The sequence below is a fragment of the Rhizobium sp. BK098 genome (assembly GCF_014193155.1).
Classification (GTDB): domain Bacteria; phylum Pseudomonadota; class Alphaproteobacteria; order Rhizobiales; family Rhizobiaceae; genus Rhizobium.
Genome location: NZ_JACHYY010000009.1, coordinates 89766 through 111899, shown reverse-complemented (window position 1 = coordinate 111899; position 22134 = coordinate 89766). Strand labels below are relative to the sequence as shown.

Annotated in this window: 14 protein-coding genes; 8 read left to right on the top strand and 6 right to left on the bottom strand. The window is 60.9% G+C overall.

The window, feature by feature from the left end:
• Position 1 precedes the first annotated feature (1 nt).
• The 4 genes from fdhF (at position 2) to FHT73_RS22150 (ending at position 5920) form a co-directional block, all read left to right on the top strand.
• Positions 2-2881 carry a formate dehydrogenase subunit alpha gene (fdhF, locus tag FHT73_RS22165; RefSeq protein ID WP_183714891.1) on the top strand — a complete coding sequence of 960 codons (2880 nt, stop codon included), beginning with the start codon at positions 2-4 and terminating at the stop codon, positions 2879-2881.
• Positions 2882-3068: 187 nt separating this feature from the next.
• Positions 3069-3896 (top strand): formate dehydrogenase accessory sulfurtransferase FdhD, encoded by an 828-nt coding sequence (fdhD, locus tag FHT73_RS22160; protein ID WP_112607759.1) that lies wholly within the window; start codon positions 3069-3071, stop codon positions 3894-3896.
• Positions 3886-4152 (top strand): formate dehydrogenase subunit delta, encoded by a 267-nt coding sequence (locus FHT73_RS22155; protein ID WP_112607757.1) that lies wholly within the window; start codon positions 3886-3888, stop codon positions 4150-4152. The genes fdhD and FHT73_RS22155 overlap by 11 nt, the downstream gene beginning before the upstream one ends.
• Positions 4153-4258: 106 nt before the next feature.
• Positions 4259-5920, top strand: coding sequence for an OFA family MFS transporter (locus FHT73_RS22150; protein WP_183714889.1), 1662 nt, complete (start codon positions 4259-4261; stop codon positions 5918-5920).
• A 73-nt stretch (positions 5921-5993) separates the two neighbouring features.
• Here the strand turns inward: FHT73_RS22150 and FHT73_RS22145 are convergent, their stop codons facing one another.
• From FHT73_RS22145 to FHT73_RS22120, 6 genes are all read right to left on the bottom strand, one after another.
• Positions 5994-7667: a methyl-accepting chemotaxis protein gene (locus FHT73_RS22145; protein WP_183714887.1), complete on the bottom strand. Its 1674-nt coding sequence runs from the start codon at positions 7665-7667 to the stop codon at positions 5994-5996.
• 297 nt (positions 7668-7964) lie between these two features.
• Entirely contained in the window at positions 7965-8441 is a 477-nt protein-coding gene (locus FHT73_RS22140; protein WP_106999223.1) for a chemotaxis protein CheW, read from the bottom strand.
• Positions 8442-8603: 162 nt separating this feature from the next.
• Positions 8604-9539: an arginase gene (rocF, locus tag FHT73_RS22135; RefSeq protein WP_183714885.1), complete on the bottom strand. Its 936-nt coding sequence runs from the start codon at positions 9537-9539 to the stop codon at positions 8604-8606.
• A gap of 338 nt (positions 9540-9877) precedes the next feature.
• Positions 9878-14062 carry a translocation/assembly module TamB domain-containing protein gene (locus FHT73_RS22130; RefSeq protein ID WP_183714883.1) on the bottom strand — a complete coding sequence of 1395 codons (4185 nt, stop codon included), beginning with the start codon at positions 14060-14062 and terminating at the stop codon, positions 9878-9880.
• A gap of 65 nt (positions 14063-14127) precedes the next feature.
• A complete protein-coding gene (locus FHT73_RS22125) occupies positions 14128-16053 on the bottom strand; it encodes an autotransporter assembly complex family protein (RefSeq protein ID WP_183714881.1) in 1926 nt (641 codons plus the stop codon).
• A 315-nt stretch (positions 16054-16368) separates the two neighbouring features.
• A complete protein-coding gene (locus FHT73_RS22120; RefSeq protein ID WP_069612891.1) occupies positions 16369-16668 on the bottom strand; it encodes a glycine zipper domain-containing protein in 300 nt (99 codons plus the stop codon).
• 298 nt (positions 16669-16966) lie between these two features.
• Between FHT73_RS22120 and FHT73_RS22115 the strand changes: the two genes are divergently transcribed.
• The 4 genes from FHT73_RS22115 to hemA all read left to right on the top strand — a co-directional run bounded on the left by FHT73_RS22115 (position 16967) and on the right by hemA (position 22127).
• Entirely contained in the window at positions 16967-17455 is a 489-nt protein-coding gene (locus FHT73_RS22115) for a (2Fe-2S)-binding protein (RefSeq protein ID WP_183714879.1), read from the top strand.
• Between the two features lie 81 nt (positions 17456-17536).
• Positions 17537-19882, top strand: a complete 2346-nt coding sequence (locus tag FHT73_RS22110; protein ID WP_183714877.1) for a xanthine dehydrogenase family protein molybdopterin-binding subunit — start codon at positions 17537-17539, stop codon at positions 19880-19882.
• A 20-nt stretch (positions 19883-19902) separates the two neighbouring features.
• Positions 19903-20697: a xanthine dehydrogenase family protein subunit M gene (locus FHT73_RS22105; RefSeq protein ID WP_183714875.1), complete on the top strand. Its 795-nt coding sequence runs from the start codon at positions 19903-19905 to the stop codon at positions 20695-20697.
• A 218-nt stretch (positions 20698-20915) separates the two neighbouring features.
• The gene (gene hemA, locus FHT73_RS22100) at positions 20916-22127 is read left to right on the top strand and encodes a 5-aminolevulinate synthase (protein ID WP_183714873.1); all 1212 of its coding nucleotides are present in this window, start codon (positions 20916-20918) and stop codon (positions 22125-22127) included.
• Positions 22128-22134: the final 7 nt, after the last annotated feature.

Genomic DNA, 22134 nt, shown 5'->3' with positions numbered 1-22134 from the left:
CATGTCCCTCGTTCCAGAAATCGATTACGGCACGCCGGCCTCCACCTCCGAAACCATGGTGACGCTGACCATCGACGGCCGCCAGATCACGGTGCCCGAGGGCACCTCGATCATGCGTGCTTCGATGGAGGCAGGCATTCAGGTCCCGAAGCTCTGCGCCACCGACATGGTCGATGCCTTTGGCTCCTGCCGCCTCTGTCTCGTCGAGATCGAAGGCCGTAACGGCACGCCGGCCTCATGCACGACGCCGGTTGCCCCCGGCCTTGTCGTTCACACGCAGACGGGCCGACTGAAGGATATCCGCCGCGGCGTGATGGAACTCTATATTTCCGACCATCCGCTCGACTGTCTGACCTGCGCTGCCAATGGCGATTGCGAGCTGCAGGATATGGCGGGCGCCGTCGGTCTGCGCGACGTGCGCTACGGCTATGAGGGCGACAATCACGTCAAGGCGCGCAACAACGGCGACATTAATCTGAAATGGATGCCGAAAGACGAGTCCAACCCCTATTTCACCTATGATCCGTCGAAGTGCATCGTCTGCTCACGCTGCGTGCGAGCCTGCGAGGAAGTGCAGGGTACTTTCGCTCTGACCATCGAGGGCCGTGGCTTCGGCTCGCGCGTTTCACCCGGAATGCATGAGAGTTTCATCGACTCGGAATGCGTTTCCTGCGGCGCCTGCGTGCAGGCCTGCCCGACGGCGACGCTGACCGAAAAGTCTGTCATATCGATCGGCCAGCCGGAGCACTCGGTCGTCACCACCTGTGCCTATTGCGGCGTCGGCTGTTCCTTCAAGGCGGAAATGCGCGGCGAGGAGCTGGTGCGCATGGTGCCGTGGAAAGACGGCCAGGCCAATCGTGGTCATTCCTGCGTCAAGGGCCGCTTCGCCTATGGCTATTCAACCCATAAGGACCGCATCCTCAACCCGATGATCCGCGAGAAGGTTACGGATCCCTGGCGGGAGGTGACCTGGGACGAGGCCTTTGCGCATATCGCCACCGAGTTCAAGCGGCTGCAATATCAGTATGGCCGCGATTCCATCGGCGGCATCACCTCCTCGCGCTGCACCAATGAGGAAACCTATCTGGTGCAGAAGCTGGTGCGCGCCGGCTTCGGCAACAACAATGTCGATACCTGCGCCCGCGTCTGCCATTCTCCCACCGGCTACGGCCTCGGCCAGGCCTTCGGCACCTCGGCCGGCACGCAGAATTTCGACAGCGTCGAGCATTCTGATGTCGTCATCGTCATTGGCGCCAATCCGACGGATGGTCACCCGGTCTTCGGCTCGCGGCTGAAGAAGCGGCTGCGCCAGGGCGCCAAGCTCATCGTCATCGACCCGCGCCGCATCGATCTGGTGCGCACGCCGCATGTCGAGGCGAGCTATCACCTGCCGCTGAAGCCCGGCACCAACGTCGCCGTAATGACGGCACTGGCGCACGTGATCGTCACCGAAGGCCTGTTCGACGAGAAGTTCATCCGCGAACGCTGCGACTGGTCCGAATTCGAGGACTGGGCCGCCTTCGTTTCCGAGCCGCAACACAGCCCGGAGGAAACGGAAAAATACACGGGCGTTTCTCCCGAACTCGTACGCGAAGCCGCTCGTCTCTTTGCCAAGGGCGGCAACGGCGCGATCTATTACGGCCTCGGCGTCACCGAGCACAGCCAGGGCTCGACCACCGTCATGGCGATCGCCAATCTCGCCATGGTCACCGGCAATATCGGCCGTCCGGGCGTGGGCGTGAACCCGCTGCGCGGCCAGAACAATGTGCAGGGCTCCTGCGATATGGGCTCCTTCCCGCACGAGCTGCCGGGCTATCGCCACATCTCCGACGATGCGACCCGCGACATCTTCGAAAAGCTCTGGGGCGTGAAGCTCAACAATGAGCCCGGCCTGCGCATTCCGAACATGCTTGATGCCGCGGTCGATGGCACGTTCAAGGGCATCTACATCCAGGGCGAGGATATCCTTCAGTCCGACCCGGATACCAAGCATGTTGCCGCCGGCCTTGCCGCGATGGAATGTGTCGTCGTTCACGACCTCTTCCTGAACGAGACGGCCAACTACGCGCATGTTTTCCTACCCGGCTCGACTTTCCTCGAAAAGGACGGCACCTTCACCAATGCCGAGCGCCGCATCAATCGCGTTCGCAAGGTCATGACCCCGCGCAACGGCTATGCCGACTGGGAAGTGACGCAGAAGATGGCGCAGGCCATGGGTCTCGGATGGAACTATAGCCATCCGTCCGAAATCATGGACGAGATCGCCGCAACAACGCCGAGCTTCGCGCTCGTCTCCTACGACTATCTGGAAAAGATGGGCTCGGTGCAGTGGCCCTGCAACGAGAAGACGCCGCTCGGCTCGCCGATCATGCATGTCGATGGCTTCGTGCGCGGCAAGGGCAAGTTCATCCGCACGGAATATGTCCCGACCGACGAGCGCACCGGTCCACGTTTCCCGCTGCTGCTCACCACCGGGCGCATTCTCAGCCAGTACAATGTCGGCGCCCAGACGCGGCGTACCGAGAATGTCGTCTGGCACGCCGAGGATCGCCTGGAAATCCATCCGCACGATGCGGAACAGCGCGGCATCCGCGAGGGCGACTGGATCCGGCTCAGCAGCCGCTCCGGCGACACCACGCTCAGAGCCTTGATCACCGATCGCGTCGCTCCCGGCGTCGTCTACACGACCTTCCATCATCCGGATACGCAGGCGAACGTCATCACCACCGATTACACCGACTGGGCGACGAACTGCCCGGAATACAAGGTGACGGCCGTGCAGGTCTCGCCGTCAAACGGCCCGTCGCAGTGGCAGGTCGAGTATGATGAGCAGGCCCGGCAGTCGCGGCGTATCGTCGGGAAGATGGAGGCTGCGGAGTGACGATGCATGCGTTTTCCCCTTCTCCCCTTGGGGAGAAGGTGCCCGGAGGGCGGATGAAGGGGACTCTCCGCGCGAGGGGAGCTGCTCTTCATTTGCGCTCGAGATACGCGGAGCTATCGCTCCTTGCCCCCCTCATCCGACGCTGCGCGCCACCTTCTCCCCGTTGGGGAGAAGGGAAGGCTATCCAATGACCAAATTCACCCCCACCACCACCGTCCCCGAAACCGCCCGCCGCAACGGCCTGGTCCGCTCGGGCTCTCGCATCGTCCCCGAGGAAGTGCCGATCGCATTTTCCTATGGCGGCACGTCGCATGCGGTGATGATGGGCACACCTGCCGATATCGAGGATTTCGGCGTCGGCTTCAGCCTCACCGAGGGCATCATCACCGATATAAGTGAGATCGCCGCGATCGAGCCGATCGAAGACGAGCAGGGGATTGATGTGCAGATCGCTCTGGTCGACGATGTGGCCGACGCACTGCGGCTGCGCCGCCGCCATATGGCAGGCCCCGTCGGCTGCGGCCTCTGCGGCATCGAATCGATCGAGCAGGCGGTGCGTAAGGTACCGGATGTCTCGAACGTTGCTTTAAAGTTGACGCAAAAGGACATCGTCCGCGCGGTCGCGCTGCTTAACGATGCGCAGCCGCTGCATCGCGAGACGCATGCTGTGCATGGTGCGGGCTTCTATATCCCGTCCGAGGGGCTGCTTGCCGTGCGCGAGGATGTCGGAAGGCACAATGCGCTTGACAAGCTCTGCGGTGCCGTGATCCGTTCCGACCATAAGGGCGCGGAAGGTGTGGTCGCCGTCACCAGCCGCCTGTCCGTCGAGATGGTGCAGAAGGCGGCGATACTGGGCAGTTCCGTGCTGGTTGCCATCTCCGCGCCGACGGCGCTCGCCATTCGCACGGCCGAGGAGGCCGGCATGACGCTGGTGGCGCTGGTGCGCGGCGACGATTTCGAGATTTTCACCCATCCGCATCGCATTATTACGGGGAGCATCGCCGATGTCGCCTGAGGAAACGCCGCACGGCAAGACCGAAACCAAGCTCATCTATATGGCGAACCAGATCGCCACCTTCTTCAAGACGCAGCCGGCAAATGAAGCCGCACAGGGTGTTGCCACCCACATCAACAAATTCTGGGAGCCGCGCATGCGGCGCCAGCTTTTCACGATCATCGATCAAGGAGACAGCGGGCTCAGCCCTTTGGTCTTGGAAGCAGCCTCGCTGATCCACAGACCCGCGCCGCCGGAAGAAATTAAGCCGGCTTAATACTAGCACTGATGATGCATTGGGATGGAGAGAGGAGACTCCATCCTCGAATCCGAGTCCTGCGGAGGGGAGAATGCGGGGTATTTGAAGCAAGGAGGAGTTGTTCATGACGGCTGCGGATACGAATATTTCTCAAGGAACGGCAACGGCGGGTCTGCTCGATCGCGAGCGCATTATCGCCAAGCCGGGCTTCAACCGGTGGCTCGTGCCGCCGGCGGCTTTGGCGATCCATCTCTGCATCGGCATGGCCTATGGCTTCAGTGTGTTCTGGCTGCCGCTCTCCAAGGCGCTCGGCACCCCGGCGCCGGCTCCGGCGGAATGCGCAAACCTCAATCTTCTGACCGCCCTGTTCACCACGAGCTGCGATTGGCGCGTCAGCGATCTCGGCTGGATTTATACGCTCTTCTTCGTGTTGCTCGGCTCTTCCGCCGCCATCTGGGGCGGGTGGCTCGAGAAAGCGGGGCCGCGCAAGGCCGGCGTGGTTGCTGCCTGCTGCTGGTGTGGCGGTATCCTGATTGCGGCGATCGGCGTGATCTTCCATCAGCTCTGGATCATGTGGATCGGCGCCGGCGTCATCGGCGGTATCGGGCTTGGTCTCGGCTATATCTCGCCTGTGTCGACGCTGATCAAATGGTTTCCCGACCGGCGCGGCATGGCGACCGGCATGGCCATCATGGGCTTCGGCGGAGGCGCGATGATCGGCGCGCCGCTCGCGAGCCTGCTGATGAACCACTTTCGCATGGATGGCTCCGCCGGTGTCTGGCAGACCTTCATCGTCATGGCAGCGATCTATTTCGTTTTCATGATGGGCGGTGCCTTCGGCTATCGTCTGCCGCCGGCCGGCTGGCGTCCTGAGGGCTGGACGGCCCCTGCCGCCAAGAGCTCGATGATCACGACAAAGCATGTGCATCTTCGCAATGCCCACAAAACCCCGCAGTTCTGGCTGATCTGGGCGGTATTGTGTCTCAACGTCTCGGCCGGTATCGGCGTTATCGGCATGGCCTCCCCGATGCTGCAGGAAATCTTCGGTGGCGCCTTGATCGGCCTGCCGGACCTGAAATTCGCCGATCTCAGCAAGGACCAGATCGCGGCGGTGGCGGCCATCGCCGCCGGTTTTGCCGGTCTGCTGTCACTCTTCAACATCGGCGGCCGCTTCTTCTGGGCGTCGCTGTCCGACAGGATCGGCCGCAAGAACACCTATTATTGTTTCTTCGTGATCGGCATTGCACTCTATGTCCTGGCTCCCTGGGCGGCAGGCATTCATAGCAAGGTGCTGTTCGTGGGTGCGCTCTGCATCATCCTATCGATGTATGGCGGCGGTTTCGCGACCGTTCCCGCCTATCTCGCCGATATATTCGGTACGCAATTCGTCGGCGCGATCCATGGCCGACTGCTGACGGCATGGGCGACGGCCGGGATCATCGGGCCTGTCGTGGTCAACTATATCCGCGAGGCGCAGAAGGCAGCGGGCGTGGAAGGCGCACAGCTCTACACCTTCACCATGTATATTCTTGCGGTCATGCTGGCTCTGGGCTTGATTGCCAATTCGCTGGTCAAGCCGCTCTCGGACAAATGGTTCATGTCGGATGAAGAGGTCGCGGCGCTGCAGGCGAAGACCGCTGCTGCCAATGCCGGCCCAACCGGCTCTTTCGGCATCGGCACGGGTGGGTTTGATGGCAAGGCGCTGATTGCCTGGGCGCTTGTCGGTATTCCGCTCCTCTGGGGTGTCTGGGTGACGATCAAGAGCACCTACGCTCTGTTCGGCTAAACGATCCTCTAAATGACCAAAAAGCCGCTCCGAAATTCGAGGCGGCTTCTTGATTTTCAGCAGGGCTTTACGATCAGGCGGCGCGGCGGACGGCCATATGGCGGATCATCGAGTCGGCGAGGCGGAATTGCGCAAGCAGCGTATGCAGCGCGTCCGCCTCATTGGCGAGCCTGAGGCTTGCGGCGGTGCTCTCTTCGACCATCGCAGCATTCTGCTGGGTGGTCTGATCCAGCGAATTGATCGCCGAATTGATTTCCCGAAGGCCGATCGTCTGTTCCTTCGACGCCTTCACGATGGCAGCGACGTTGGTGTTGATGTCGGCAACCTGGGTGACGATCTGTTCCAGCGCCTTGCCCGTCTGGCCGACCAGGCCGACACCGTTCCTGACGTGCTCGCTCGATGTCGTGATCAGCGCCTTGATCTCCTTGGCGGCGCTGGCCGAGCGTTGTGCCAGTTCGCGCACTTCCTGTGCAACAACGGCGAAGCCCTTACCGGCCTCGCCGGCACGTGCGGCCTCGACACCGGCATTCAGCGCCAGCAGGTTGGTCTGGAAAGCGATATCGTCGATGACGCCGATGATGTTGGTGATCTCACGCGAGGATTTCTCGATCTGATCCATGGCGGCGACGGCGTTGCGGACTACCGTGCCGGATTCTTCGGCGCCGCGTTTGGTTTCGGCAACGAGACGCCCGGCTTCTTCCGCACGCTGACTGGAATCGGCGACCGTGGTGGTGATTTCCTCCAGGGCCGCCGCCGTCTCTTCCACCGAGGCGGCCTGTTGCTCCGTGCGTCTTGAGAAGGCTTCTGCCGAGTCGCCAAGCTCGCGCGAGCCGGCGGCAATGGCGCTGGCATTGTGACCGACGGTGGTGAGCGTCTGGGAAAGCTTGTCGATCGTCGCGTTGAAGTCGTGGCGAAGCTGCTCCATGGAAGGCACGAAAGAGCGTTCGAGCGTTTTCGTCAGATCGCCTTCCGAGAGGCTGCGGAGTGCGCCGGCGAGTTCGCTGATGGCGCTCATGCGGGAGGTGACATCCGTCGCGAATTTCACGACTTTGTAGACTTTGCCATCAGCATCGACGATGGGATTATAGGCCGCCTGGATCCAGATTTCCTTGCCGCCCTTGCCGTAGCGGACGAATTCGTTGGCGATGAACTCGCCCTGCGCCAGGCGCTGCCAGAAGCGCTTGTATTCCTCGGTGCGGGCATAGGCGGGGTCGCAGAAAATGCTGTGATGCCTGCCGACGATCTCGCTGGGCGCATAGCCCATGGCGCTGCAGAAATTCTCGTTCGCGGTCAGGATTTCGCCGGTCGGCAGGAATTCGATGACGGCCTGTGAGCGCGAGAGCGCCGCAAGCTTGCCCGCGTCATCGATCGCCTTCTTCTTGGCGTCGGTGACATCGACTGCGAATTTTACGACTTTAACCGGCTTACCATTGCGGAAGACAGGGTTGTAGGAAGCCTGTATCCAGACTTCGCGATTGCCCTTGGCAAGACGCTTGTAGGTGCCGGCATCATATTCGCCACTGCCGAGACGCGCCCAGAAATCATGATAGGCCGGGGTTGCGATATAGGTGGGATCACAGAACATCCGGTGATGGTTTCCGATGATTTCCTTCAGCTCATAGCCCAGCGCGCGGCAGAAATTCTCGTTTGCCGTCAGAACCTTACCCTCGAGATCGAACTCGATGATGGCCTGCGATTTGGACATGGCGGACAGAATGCGGCTGGCATCCGATGATAGACTGAACATTCCTATTCCCTCCTAGAAAGCTCGCGCCTGCCGAGCGTCGATTGAATGACATCGAAGCGGACGACTATGCTCGCCGAGACGCCTCTGAGAGGCGTTCCGCACGGAGTGGCCGGAATGTAGAGATTGTATTTTCTTTCCTCGCTTCACAATCGATGATGGAGTTTCTTCCTTTAATTTTGAGTAAAAATTAGCTTATTAGAAATTACAATTTAAATAAAAAATAATTAGCTAAAATTATGAGGAAATAAAAAACCGCCGCGGAGGGCGGCGGTTCTTTGGAAAGACTATACTGCGAAGTTAAGCGGCGAGCTCGTCTGTTTCATTTTCCTTGAACATCTTGGCGAGGTTCAGGAAGCAGATCATTCCGTTCTCCGTGGCGATGATGCCTTCGCAATAGGCGCGATCGAAGGAGGCGGTTACTTCCGGAACCGGCTGTACCTGACTGGAGGCGATCGTCAGGATATCGGAGACGCGGTCGACCAGCATGCCGATGACCATGCTATGCACTTCGGCGACGACGATGGCGCTGCGCTCGTTGGCGACCGTGCTCTGCATGCCGAGCTTGTAGGCAAGGTCGATGATCGGGATCACCGAGCCGCGCAGGTTCATGACGCCGATGACATCGGCCGGCGCATGCGGGATCGGCGTCGATGGCGCCCAGCCGCGAATTTCGCGGATCGTGGTGGTTTTGACGCAGAATTCCTGATCATGCAGCCGGAAGGCAATGATCTCCAGAGTTTCGCCGCTAAAGCTGGTGGAATTGATCGTGGCCATGAACGCTCTTCCCATTGAACCGTCACGCCCAATTCGACGTGTTATTGGCACGATAGAGCAAGAACATTGCTTAAACCTAAATCTATGCAAGCAGTTTCGACTGGATAGTCTTACGCGGTATGATGTCGGGAAGGGGGAGCCTCGGAAAGGAATGGAGCCCCTTTAAGCGGCTCGTGTCGGGCGGTCGAAGATGCGCCGGCCGAAGAGGCTTGCCGCCATTTCCACGAGAACACGGGCGCTCTTGCCGCGATCGTCGAGGAACGGGTTGAGCTCCACGAGGTCGAGCGATGAGACGAGGTTGCTGTCGGAGAGCATTTCCATGATGAGATGCGCTTCGCGATAGGTCGCGCCGCCCGGCACGGTGGTTCCGACACCCGGTGCGATATCCGGATCGAGGAAATCGACATCGAAGCTGACATGCAGCAGGCCGTTGGCTTCGCCGACGGTATCGAGCACCTTGCGCATGATGGCGGCGACGCCTTGCTCGTCGAGGGAGCGCATGTCGAAGACGTTGACGCCGTGTTCGCGGATTTCCTCACGTTCACGCGGATCGACGGAGCGGATACCGACCTGGAAGACCTTCGTCGGATCGACCAGCGGCCGCCCGGCCGGCAGAACGCCCTCGATCTCGGCTTCGCCGCAGAAGAATGCAACGGGCATGCCGTGAATATTGCCTGAGGGCGAGGTAGCGGGGGAATTGAAATCGGAGTGAGCGTCGAGCCAGAGCACGAAGAGGGGGCGATCAACTTCCGCCGCGTGGCGGGCCATGCCGGAGACGCTTCCCATGGAAAGGCTGTGGTCGCCGCCCAGGATCAGCGGGAAGCCACCAGACGATGCGACTTCGTAAACCTTCGCCTCCAGTGCGCGCGTGAAGGCGCCGACGATCTTCAGATTGTGAGCGTGGGGATGGTCGGGCAGGTCCGCTGCTGGAACAGGATGCAGGTCGCCGCTATCCGTGACGCGATGGCCAAGTTCGGTCAGCGTGGTTTCGATGCCGGCGATGCGGAGCGCCGTCGGACCCATGCCGGCGCCGCGGCGACCGGATCCTTCTTCCAGGGGAACGCCGATCAGGGTAACGGGCGTGGATTGCGTATTCATCGGCATTGCTCCGAGGGTTAGAGCGATTCCGGAAAAGCCAGCAGCGGCTTTTGCCTGGAAAGGCGTAAAAACAACGACATAGATGAGATCGGGTCCATGAAGGGCCGACCGGCCTGAATTATGTTGGCGCGCATTATCAATTGTCTGGATGACAGCAAAAAGATGGAAAATTGTCCAGAATCAACCGGCTTTCAACAGATTGATCAATCCAATTGCGCAGAATGATAAGCCAGTGGACAATCTTCATGCGAGCTCGCGCTACGCAACAGGGTGCATATCTCTGCTTCATCCGCGGCGAGGTGCTCGGCAATAACTTGTTCTCGCGGAAGAAGTGTTCCTCAATATTCATGCTCGTAGACGACGCCCGCTTCCCCGGCGCCGTCAGATCCCGCCGCGCCGCGCAGCTTCACGCCGCGACCCACATTGAAATTGATGATCGCCTTGGTGTTGTTTGAGGCGCCCTGCTGTAACTCGATATAGGTGCGCTTGTTGATATACTTGCCGGCGCCTACCTGTGCCTGGCCGTTCGCATCCGTCGAGATATCGAGATCATCGACGCCGAGATGGCTGCGCAACCCCTCGAACAGCGACGTGGAGCGTCCGCCGGCAAGCTGGCTGGCGGCATCGGCGAGCTGGGCGATCTGCATGGCGGAAAGTTTCGAAATGGATTGACCGAAGATCAGCTGCGCCAGAACCTCGTCCTGCGGCAAAGCCGGCGAAGACGAGAAGCCGATCTGCGGGTCGGTCGCCAGGCCGGTGACATCGACCGTTATGGTGGTGGAGCCTGCCGTCGACGTCGCTTCCATGTTTAGCGCCGGGGTCAGGTCGCCGCCGAAGGTGATCTTGCTGGTATCGGTGAAATCCAGCCGACGGCTCAAAATGGTCAGACGTCCACGCCGCATGGTGAAGCCGCCGGATACCACAGGTTCGGCTGCCGTGCCGCGAACTGTAATGTTGCCGCCGAGTTCGGCATCGATGCCGCGGCCACGAACGAAGATCTGCGAGGGAGCATCGAGCTGCAGATCGATGCCGAGAGTCGCCGATTTGCTGCGGGGCGCCTCCGGCTTCTGATCCTTGAACTGGGCCTTGACCGCAGCCGGAGCATTCTTGTGCTTGATGTTGATCTCCGACAGCGATGCCGGCAGCTTTTGCGGCACGGTGATGGACGCCTTGCTGATCCGGAGATTGCCCGTCAGCATCGGCGCGGTCATCAGCGGTCCCTTGATGCCGAGCGTGCCGTTGACCATCGCGGTGACGAGGGTTCCATCGACATAGGTCGCGTTGTTGAACTTCATCTGGATATCGGCAGGGAAACCGCTATCCGGAGCAATGCCGACCGTACCGCTGCCGGAAATGCTGCCGCCGCTGGTGAGGTTGCCGCTCAGCCGCGAGATGACCGCCTGCCTGCCGTCGAGCGTAACGGTCACGGCAAGGCCGTTGAGCGTCAGGTTTCGCCGTACATCGACCAGCTTGGCGCTGTCGGTGGTGATCGAGCCGGTAATGGCGGGTGCCGCCGTCGTGCCGCCGATCTGCATGTCGATCTTGGCGGTGCCTGTCATGACGAGGCCCTGGGCGGCCAGCTGGCCTGCCAAGGCGTCGAACGGCAGATTACCGGAAAACCTCAGCGCCATCGCCTTGTTGCCAGCAATGGCGATAGTGCCGCCGCCATTCAGCGCCAGGCCGCTTTGGCCGGTCAGGTTGGTATTGATGGTCACGACATTGTCGGCAAATTTTCCGTCGGCCTTGATGCCGAGTGCGGCAAGGCCCGCGGATTTCGTCTGGCTCGTCGCCGCTCCCGACCAGTTGGTCTGGAAGATGACGGAGGGCGAGGCGGCCTTGCCGGTGACTGCCACCGTGCCCGAAATCACGCCCTCCGCCGCAAGCGTTGGCGCAAAGACATTGGCAAGGCTCGCCGGCAGGTTGGCGATCTTCGCATTGATGTTCAGGGCCTGCCCGGCGGTGCCATCAATAATCACCGAACCGCCACCAGTCTGAAGGGTCAGGCCGTTCAGCGAGGCGATGCCGTCCTTGATGACGATCTTTGTTGGCGATGCAAGCTTCACCGGTATCGTGCGCGGTGCGCCGGCAAAGGAATCGAGATTAACTGTCGTCTGGCCACCAGCCGTCTCAACGCTGCCGCGTGTTGTCAGCGGCGCGTTGTCATAAGCCGATTTCAGATCGAAATCCGTGCGGCTGCCCTGCTGGGTGAAGGTCAGATTGAGATCGGCGATGCGGTTGGCGCCCGAGGCAATCGTATCGGCGCGGATGCTGCCATTGGCGGAGAAGGCCTTGAGATCGTCGACGGCAAGCGCTACGGCCGGCTTGCTGATGACGAGATCGTCGCGGCGGATACCATTACCATTGGCGTTGACCTTCAGGCCGGTCTTGCCGTTGGCGCTGGCGATATCGAGCGAGCCCTTGAGGTCGCCCTCGGCCTTTTGGCCGGCAAGGGCGGCCAGCAGACTGAGATCTGGCAGATCGAAGGTCAATGCACCCGTTGGCTCGAAGCTCGGCGACAAATCCAGCTTGCCCTGCAGCTTGTTGGTGCCAATTTCGGCTGCCAGCGACGGGATGCTTGTGCGGCCATCCTTGGAAACGGCGTCGGCAGTGATGCGGATCGGCTTGCCGTCGATTGCACCGCTTGCTTGAACCTTTGCTTGCGGAGCTTTGGGGTCGGCAGTACCGGTCACGCCGATATCGAGCGTATCGAGCAGCCGTCCCGCCAGCTTGACATTGACGGCCTTGACGGTCGCGTCGATGCCGAGTGCAGAGAGCGGACCCTTGGCCTTGAGACCGATATCGGCCTGTCCCTGCGCATTCGGAACGAGCTTGGAAAGGTCGAGCACCTTGCCGGATAGATCCGATGTCAGCGATTGGTCGTTGAGCGCGACATTGCCGTTGATCTCGGCGACATTGGATTTCACCGCAAGATTGGAGAGCGTCATCTTGGTCGGCACAGTGCCGGCGACCTGGCCTTCCAGGGAGATCGTGCCTTCGAACTTGTTCGAGACACCATCCGGCAGAACGCCTGGCAGGGCAAAGAGCTTGAAATTGCCCGTGAGCGCCTTTGATGACAGCGTATATTTGCCGTTGATGGTGCCGCCGATGCTGGCGCTTTCCAATGTTGTATTGTTGAAGCCGATCGTATCGGGCGAGAGCTGAAGCGGCGCAGTCAGGGCAATCGGCGCGCGGATCAGGCGATTGAGGTCGGGGCTCACGAAGGCTGTCTGGCCGACAACCAGGCGAAGCTGCAGCGGGCCGGACATGGCGGTGAGATTGAAGGCATCGCTGCGGGCACCGAGATTGATCTGTCCGATGTTGCCCTGCGGCGTGCTGGCGCTGTCAAGTGCGGCCTTGGCATCGATTTTCACCGATTGCGCCGCACCCGTCAGCGCGATGTCGACCCGCGAGATCAGGGCGCGGGCCTCGCCATTTTCCATCGGCCAGCGGAAGTCGACAGGACCGGAAGTGCCGATCAGATTGGCATTGAGGCTGTTGTTGCCGGCGGGATCGAGCGTGCCCGATGCAGCAAGCACGGCGCTGCCTGTGGCGAGGTTGCCGGTCTGGATATCGATCTTGCCCTTGCCGTCAAAGGCCGCCGAAAGATCGATTGTCGTCTGGCCGGCAAAGAGCGCACGCAGGGTCGGCGGCAGGAGCGAATCGACATCGCCGCCGCCCTTGACGTCGATATGATGCAGGCCGTCGGCCGAGAGGCTGTGGTGGCCGGTGATGGCGACTGTCGGCTTACCGTCGAGTGCCGCCTGCAGCTTGCCAGCCCAGTTGGAGAGGGGGCCGTCGCCGGAAAGGTCGATGTTGACGGCGGGTCCGCCCGGCAGGTGCAGCAACCCGGCCAGCATGCCGTCGCGCGGCTCGGAAATCTGCGTTTTCAGTTTCAGCTGATTGTCGGCCGGAGCAAAGGCGATATCGGCGGAAAGCTTGGCATCGGGCACATCGTGCCTGAAGGCATTGAGTGTCAGACCCATACTACTGCTGTTTGCCTTGACGCTGCCGTCGGCGGCGAGAACGAAGTCCTGTCCGGCAACGGCCTGTCCGATGCGAAGATCAGGCAGGGCGATAGCCCCGATATCGATGGCGATGGGCAGGGAGAAACCGCTGGAGCTTGCCGGCTCGGTTGCCGGTGCAGGCGCGGCCGTCGAAACCGGCAGTCGTTCGAAATCGACGACATCGGCTGCGACGCGATCGGCATGGAAGGTGCCGGTCAGCAAGGACAGCGGAGACCAGTCGATGGCAAGGTTCTGCACCTTGGCATAGGGGCCTTTCGTGTCGGACACAGTGATCGAACCGACCCTCAGATTGCCGTTCAACAGTCCTGAAGGCGCGGCGATCGCGATGGTGCGATCCGGCGTCGAGGCGATCTTCGCCATCTGATCGACGGCGTAGCCGGTTGCGGAGGGTACCAGGCCGATGACGAGCACAGCCGCAATCGCGAGCAAGAGGATTGCCACGACCGCATAGGCGATCCAGCGCACCAGTTTCCCGAGAATTCGAATCAATATGCTCATGAAAGCGACAGTAACCTCAACTTTGTAACCGTGTGCTGAAAGGCCCGCGACAACTATACAGTCCGTCAGAAGGCCTGGCCGATGCCGGCATAGATGCCATAAGATGTGCGATTGTCATATTTCTTCAACGGCACGGCAACATCGAGCCTGATCGGGCCGAAGGGCGTAGCGTAGCGCAAGCCCACGCCCGCACCAATGCGCAGGTCGGACCCGTCGGGCAAGACACTGTCGGTGACGCTGCCCATATCGACGAAGGGTACGACACCGATCGTATCGGTGATCTTTACCCGCGCTTCGAAGGAGGCGGTCACGTAGGAGCGCCCGCCGGTTTCGTCACCGTGCGAGTTATAGGGCGAGATTTCCTGATAGCTGTAACCGCGCACCGAGCCGCCGCCACCGGCATAGAAACGCCGGGTGGCCGGAATGTCCTCAATGCTGTTTGCACCCAGCAGCGAGCCCGCGGCAAGCTTGCCGGCGAAGACCACGTTGTTGTTGGCGCCTATGCCCTTGTAACCGGTTATCGAGCCCTCGAAGGAGCTGAAAACCGTGCCGCCCATTGCCTCATAGCTCGGCTTGGCGCTGATGGAGGCGCGAAAGCCTTCCGTGGGGTCCAGCTTGTTGTCACGCGTGTCCCGGACGTATTCGAGCGGGATCGCCACCGTCAGGTAATTATGTTTTCCGAAAGCATCGGTAGTATCGGATTCATAGGAAACCTCGCCGCCGGCGGATACCGTATCCTGATCGTTGATTTCATAGGCGAGGCCGCCGCTCACCGTCGCGGTATTGGCGTCGTAGGCGTCCGGATGCAGGCTTTGCATCTTGAGGCCGCCCGTGAAGGTCGCGGAAGGGTAGAAGGTCGCCGGCCTGACATAAGTAATGCCGGCGGTGTAGTCGAGTTGACCGACATCCGTGGTCTCGCCGATGCGCGATACCGACCCTTCGATGCGTAGCGAATCCGCGCGTCCGGTCAGATTGCGGTGCCCCCAATAGCCCTGCAGGCCGAAACCGTCGATGGTGGAATATTGCGCGCCGACACCGAAGAAGCGCTGCTTGCCTTCCGACACCTCGATGGTCGTCGGGATGCTGCCATCCGGCGCGAGCTTGTCCGCCTCGCGGATGGTGACGCTGGAAAAGACGCCGAGCTTTCTCAGGCGATCCGATGCCTTCTTCAACTCGTCGGGCGAGTAGGGCTTGCCTTCGTTGATGCGGGCATAGCGCTTGATGAAATCCGGATCGACCGTCTTCTGGCCGGTGACGCCGACATTGCCGAAGGGAGCGACGGGACCGCTTTCAACCTTCAGCGATACGTCGACGGTATTGGTCGAATGATCGGCGACGACATCGCGCTTGTCCAGCTTGGCGAGCGGATGACCTTCGTTCTTGAAGTCGGCGACCATCTTGTCGCCTGCCTTCAGAATGGTCAGCGAGCTGGCATCGCCGCCGCGCACGAGGCCATAATTGGCCGGGTCCAGCCTGGCGGCGTCGCCGAGCAGGTTGATCTTGCCAAGTTTGAAGACCGGGCCGGGATCGACGCCGATCGTGACGACAACGGGCTTGGCGCGGCTGAAGGTCGGTGTCGGCGGCAAGGCATCGAGGGAGGTGCCGTTGATGGTGATGGTGACCACGCCGCCGTAGCGGGCCTTCTCGTAAAGTGTGGCTATCAGGCGATCGCGGTCGTCACGCGCCTTCACGACGACGCCGAGGTCGCCGGAGACCGGCTTGTCCTTGTCGGAAATCAGCATCGAGCTGTCGTTCAACGCTTCCTTCAGATCCTTGTCGAGATTGTCGGCCTGGAAATCGACCGTGTAGCGGACAGGATCGGACACCTGATCCGCCGTTTCGTCTTCGCCCCAGAGCTTGATGCCGAAGAGCTTGAATGCAAAGGCGTTTCCGGCGCACACCGGACCGAGCGCAAGGGCTGCCGCAACCGCTGCCACGGTTCCTGCCTGCCGATACGCAATACTCTTTCTCGGTTCAGTTCTTTTATGCATACGCCGCTTTACGGTTACATGAGAACTTACTCAGTTTGACGTTTCCCGGGAGTTAACGCGCGGCCACCATAGAGGCAAAAGTCCCTCAGGTGTACCGTTTTGGAGTCAAAAATGGGGAAAAGATAACCTTTTGCGGGTGAAAAGCCCGCGTTTCCAGGCGGGATTCCGCATATCAGGGCCGGTTGAAGAATGGCACATCGGAGTTGTCCTTGCGGGCGCCGGTGTGGCTGCTGTGCGGACGTCAAACCCTCCGTCGCCCGAATAAAAAAATCCCGGGCTGTAGCCCGGGACCTTCCAAATGCGATGAAAAATCGATCAATAGCCGCCGTAGCCGCCGCCATAACCACCGCGATAGCCGCCGCGCGGGCAATCGTCGATGTAGCGACGTCCGTAACGATCGCGGTAGTAGCACTGGCCGGGCTGTTCCTGGACGCTGCCGATGACGGCGCCGGAGACGCCACCGATCGCTGCGCCGACTGCCGCGCCACGGACGTTGCCGGTGACCGCGCCGCCGATGATCGCGCCGGATGCTGCGCCGATGCCTGCGCCCTGTTCGGTCGGCGTGCAGCTTGCGATAGACAAGCCGACCAATGCGAGCATAAGAACTTTCTTCATTTACTCTCTCCAACGTTAGTTAAGCCGAACCTCGGCCAACGTCGTCCCAATTCTTCAGCTCCACCACGATGGGCTGTCTTTACAGTCCTGCAACAACAGAAAATATCGTGCAAAATATGATTGTCTATTGGTGGATAGCAGTTTTTTTATTGCTGAAAAAAGGCGGCGTCCTGTCTGGAGAAGAAAACAGCTTGCCGCCAGGCAGAAAATCCACCTCCTCTCTAAAGTAGAGGTTGATTGGATTGCGAAAAAGTCAAATGATGCTCCATGCCTCTGGAGGAGAGGCGAGGAGGAAAATATGGCAAAAGTGACTTTGACGGTGAACGGCCGTTCGGTCAGCGGCGAGTGCGAGGATCGCACGCTGCTTGTCCATTTCATCAGGGAAAAACTCGGCCTGACCGGAACCCATGTCGGCTGCGATACCAGCCAGTGCGGCGCCTGTGTCATCCATATGGATGGCAAGTCGGTGAAGAGCTGTTCGATCCTGGCCGTTCAGGCTTCCGGCTCCAAGATCACAACCATCGAGGGTCTGGCCGCCAATGGCGAGCTGCATCCGGTTCAGGCTGCCTTCAAGGAGCATCATGGCCTGCAATGCGGCTTCTGCACGCCGGGCATGGTGATGACATCGGTCGACATGCTCAACCGCCATGGCGGCAAGCTTGACGAGAAGACGGTGCGCAGCGAACTCGAAGGCAATATCTGTCGATGCACCGGCTATCACAACATCGTCAAGGCGGTGCTTTCAGCCAATGCCGCAATGAACGCCGCCCAGCAGGCGGCCGAATAAATTCCACCGAGATCGTCTGGCTAAACGCTTGGACTGTGATCTTGGCGGATTGCCAGGCCCGGAACCCCAATGGAGGATGTGATGGGCGTTGAAGGCATTGGTGCGCGCGTGGCGCGCAAGGAAGACAAGCGATTTCTGACGGGCAAGGGGCGATACACCGACGATATGGTGACGCCGGGCATGAAATATGCCTATTTCGTCCGCAGCCCGCATGCGCATGCAAAGATCAAGAGCATCGATGCGTCAGCGGCACTCTCCATGCCGGGCGTGATCGGCGTGCTCGATGGCAAGCAGCTGCTTGATGACGGCATCGGCAATCTGATCTGCGGTTGGATGATTCATTCCCGCGACGGCTCGCCGATGAAGATGGGCGCATGGCGGCCACTGGCGGTCGATACCGTGCGCTATGTCGGCGATGCCGTCGCCATCGTCGTTGCCGACAGTCTTGGCGAGGCACGCGATGCGGCTGAAGCCGTAGCGGTCGATTATGAGGAGCTGCCTGCCGTCGTCGAGGCGGTGGACGCGCTGAAAGCCGGCGCGCCGCAGATCCATCCGGAGGCGGCAAACAACCTTATTTTCGACTGGGAGCTTGGAGACGCGGCAGCGACCGACAAGGCGATCGCCGAGGCCGCGCACGTCACCGAAATCGAGATCCACAACAATAGGCTTTCGCCGAATGCCATGGAGCCGCGCGCCACGCTCGGCATCTATGATGCCGCCGAAGACCACTATACCTGCTACACCACAAGCCAGAACCCGCATGTGGCCCGGCTCGTCATGAGCGCCTTCTATAATGTCGCGCCGGAAAACAAGCTGCGCGTCATCGCGCCGGATGTCGGCGGCGGCTTCGGCTCGAAGATCTATATCTATCCGGAAGAGATTGTATGCCTTTGGGCGTCGAAGAAGACCGGCGTGCCTGTGAAATGGACGGCTGACCGCACGGAAGCTTTCCTCACCGATGCGCATGGCCGCGACCATGTTTCCAAGGTCAAGATGGCCTTCGATGCGCAAAATCGCATGACGGCCCTGAAGGTCGACACGATCGCCAATCTCGGCGCCTATATGTCGCTCTTTTCCTCGGCGGTGCCGACCTATCTCTATGCGACGCTGCTGTCGGGGCAATATGCCATTCCGGCGATCCACGCCAATGTCCGTACGGTTTATACCAATACCGTGCCCGTCGATGCCTATCGCGGGGCAGGGCGGCCGGAGGCGACCTATCTGCTGGAGCGCACGGTGGAAACGGCGGCGCGCGAACTCGGCGTCTCGCCGGCGGAACTCCGGCGGATCAACTTCATACGCTCGTTCCCCTACCAGACGCCCGTGATCATGAATTATGACGCCGGCGATTACGAGGCTTCGCTCAACGCGGCCATGCAGCAGGCCGATTGGGCCGGCTTTCCGGCCCGCAAGGCGGAAGCCGCCCGTCGCGGCTTGAAGCGCGGCATCGGCATGAGCTGCTACATCGAAGCTTGCGGCATCGCGCCCTCGCAGGCGGTGGGATCGCTCGGGGCAGGCGTCGGCCTCTGGGAATCGGCAGAGGTGCGGGTCAATGCGGTCGGGACCATCGAAGTGCTCACCGGCTCGCACAGCCACGGCCAGGGGCATGAGACGACGTTTGCGCAATTGGTCGCCGATCGCCTCGGTGTGCCGATCGACAGCGTCTCCATCGTCCATGGCGATACCGACAAGGTGCAGATGGGCATGGGCACCTATGGTTCCCGTTCGGGCGCCGTCGGCATGTCCGCTGTCGTCAAGGCGCTCGACAAGGTGGAGGCAAAGGCAAAGAAGATCGCCGCCCACCTGATGGAGGCCGATGAGAGCGACATCGTCATCGAGAACGGAGAGTTGAAGGTCGCGGGCACCGACAAGACGCTGCCCTGGTTCCAGGTGGCGCTCGCCTCCTATACCGCGCACAATCTGCCCGCCGGCATGGAGCCGGGCCTCAAGGAAACCGCCTTCTACGATCCGGCGAACTTCACCTTCCCGGCAGGCTGCTACATCTGCGAGGTCGAGGTGGACCCGGAAACGGGCAAGACGGAGATCGTGCAGTTCGTGGCGGCCGACGACTTCGGCAATATCATCAATCCGATGATCGTCGAGGGACAGGTGCATGGCGGCATCGCGCAGGGCATCGGCCAGGCGCTGCTGGAAGGCGTGTATTACGACGAGAACGGCCAGCTTCTGACGGCCAGCTTCATGGACTACACCATGCCGCGCGCCGACGATCTGCCGTCCTTCCAACTTTCGCATCAGAACACGCCGTGTCCGAACAATCCCCTAGGGATCAAGGGATGCGGCGAAGCGGGCGCCATCGGCTCGCCGCCGGCGCTGATTAACGCCATTACCGATGCCATCGGCAACAACAGGCTGAATATGCCGGCGACCCCGCTCAAGGTATGGGAAGCAGCACGGGCCACGGCCTGAAACGAGAGGAGGATAGGACAATGTATGCAACGAATTACCATCGCGCCTCCTCGGTCGACGAAGCCGTCAAGCTTCTGTCGAACACCGACGAGGGCAAATATGTCTCCGGCGGGATGACGCTGATCGCCACTATGAAACAGCGTCTGGCGTCGCCGAGCGATCTCGTCGATCTCAGGCACATCCCTTCGATCAAAGGGATCCGCGTCGATGGCCGCAGGGTCACGATCGGAGCGGCGACCACCCATGCGGAGGTTGCCTCCTCTGCCGCCATCCGCGCGGTCTGTCCGGCGCTTTGCGACCTTGCCGGCATGATCGGCGATCCGCATGTCCGGCATATGGGGACGATCGGCGGGTCGGTCGCCAACAACGATCCGGCGGCGGATTACCCCTCGGCGATGTTGGCGCTGAACGCCACCATCGTCACCGACCGGCGCCAGATCGCGGCCGACGACTTCTTCCAGGGTCTGTTCGAGACGGCGCTGGAGGGGGCTGAGCTCATTACCTCCATCGCCTTCGACGCGCCGGAGCGGGCGGGCTATGCCAAATTCCCCAACCCCGCTTCGCGCTATGCGATGACGGGGGTCTTCGTCGCCAAGGGGGCAGGTGGGGTGCGCGTTGCCGTCACCGGTGCCGGTGCGGACGGCGTGTTCCGTCATGCCGAACTAGAGCAGGCGCTTGCGGCGAACTGGCTGCCGGATGCGGTTACCGGCGTAACGGTCGATCCGTCATCGTTGCTTTCCGACCTGCATGCAACGGCCGAGTATCGCGCCAATTTGATCAAGGTCATGGCCAAGCGTGCCGTGGCTGCGGCATAGATTGCCGCAAATAAGCTCGGAGCGGTGGGGTTTACCCGCCGCTCCGGAGAGAGTGTTTCCAGCATGGTTTCGATTGTCAAATTGATGTGATTGGCTATTCTTGTCTGGAATTGTTCAAAATTAGGGGCCATTTGCCGCAGCGGGCGCGAAAGCAATGCGGAGGGGTTGACGTGTGATCCGGCATTCTCGAAAACGGTCGCACGGTACTGGAGCATATGATGGATTTCGAAGCATTTTTTAAGGGCGAGCTGGAAGGTCTTCACAATGAAGGCCGCTACCGGATCTTCGCAGATCTGGAACGCCGCAGTGGCAATTTCCCCCGCGCTATCAGGCATACCCCGAACGGCCCGCAGGAAGTGACCGTCTGGTGCTCCAATGACTATCTTGGCATGGGTCAGCATCCGAAAGTGATCGAGGCGATGAAGCAAGCGATCGATCACTGTGGCGCGGGTGCGGGAGGCACCCGGAATATTTCTGGCACCAACCACTACCATGTTCTGCTCGAGCAGGAGCTTGCCGATCTCCACGGCAAGGAATCCGCGCTGATCTTCACCTCGGGCTACATCTCCAATTGGGCGACGCTCGGCACGCTCGGCGCTCGCATTCCCGGCCTCATCATCTTCTCGGATGCGCTCAACCACGCATCGATGATCGAAGGCATTCGCTATGCGAAGTGCGACAAGGTCATCTGGAAGCATAATGACCTGCACGATCTCGAAGCCAAGCTGAAGGCCGCCGATCCCAAGGCGCCGAAGCTGATCGCGTTCGAGAGCGTCTATTCCATGGATGGCGATATTGCCCCCATCAAGGAAATCTGCGATCTCGCTGACAAGTATGGCGCGATGACCTATCTCGACGAAGTGCATGCCGTCGGCATGTACGGCCCGCGCGGCGGCGGTATTGCCGAGCGCGAGGGACTGATGAACCGCCTGACCGTCATCGAAGGCACGCTCGGCAAGGCGTTCGGCGTCATGGGCGGCTATATTGCCGCTTCGAGTGCGCTCTGCGATTTTATCCGCTCGTTTGCGTCCGGCTTCATCTTCACGACGTCGCTGCCGCCGGCTCTGGCCGCCGGTGCCGTCGCCTCAATCCAGCACCTCAAGGTCAGCCAGTTCGAACGCATGCGCCATCAGGATCGCGTGCGCAAGCTGCGTGCGCAGCTCGATGCGGCCGGCATTCCGCACATGCCGAACCCGAGCCATGTCGTGCCCGTGTTGGTCGGCGATGCGGCCAAGTGCAAGTGGATTTCGGATCTGCTGCTCGACGCCGGCGTCTATGTACAGCCGATCAACTATCCGACTGTGCCGAAGAAGACCGAGCGTTTGCGCATCACGCCGACGCCGCTGCATTCGGATGGCGATATCGAGCAGCTGGTCGGTGCGCTGCATGCGCTCTGGTCTCGCTGTGCGCTCGCAAGGGCCGTTGCGTAAGGGACAT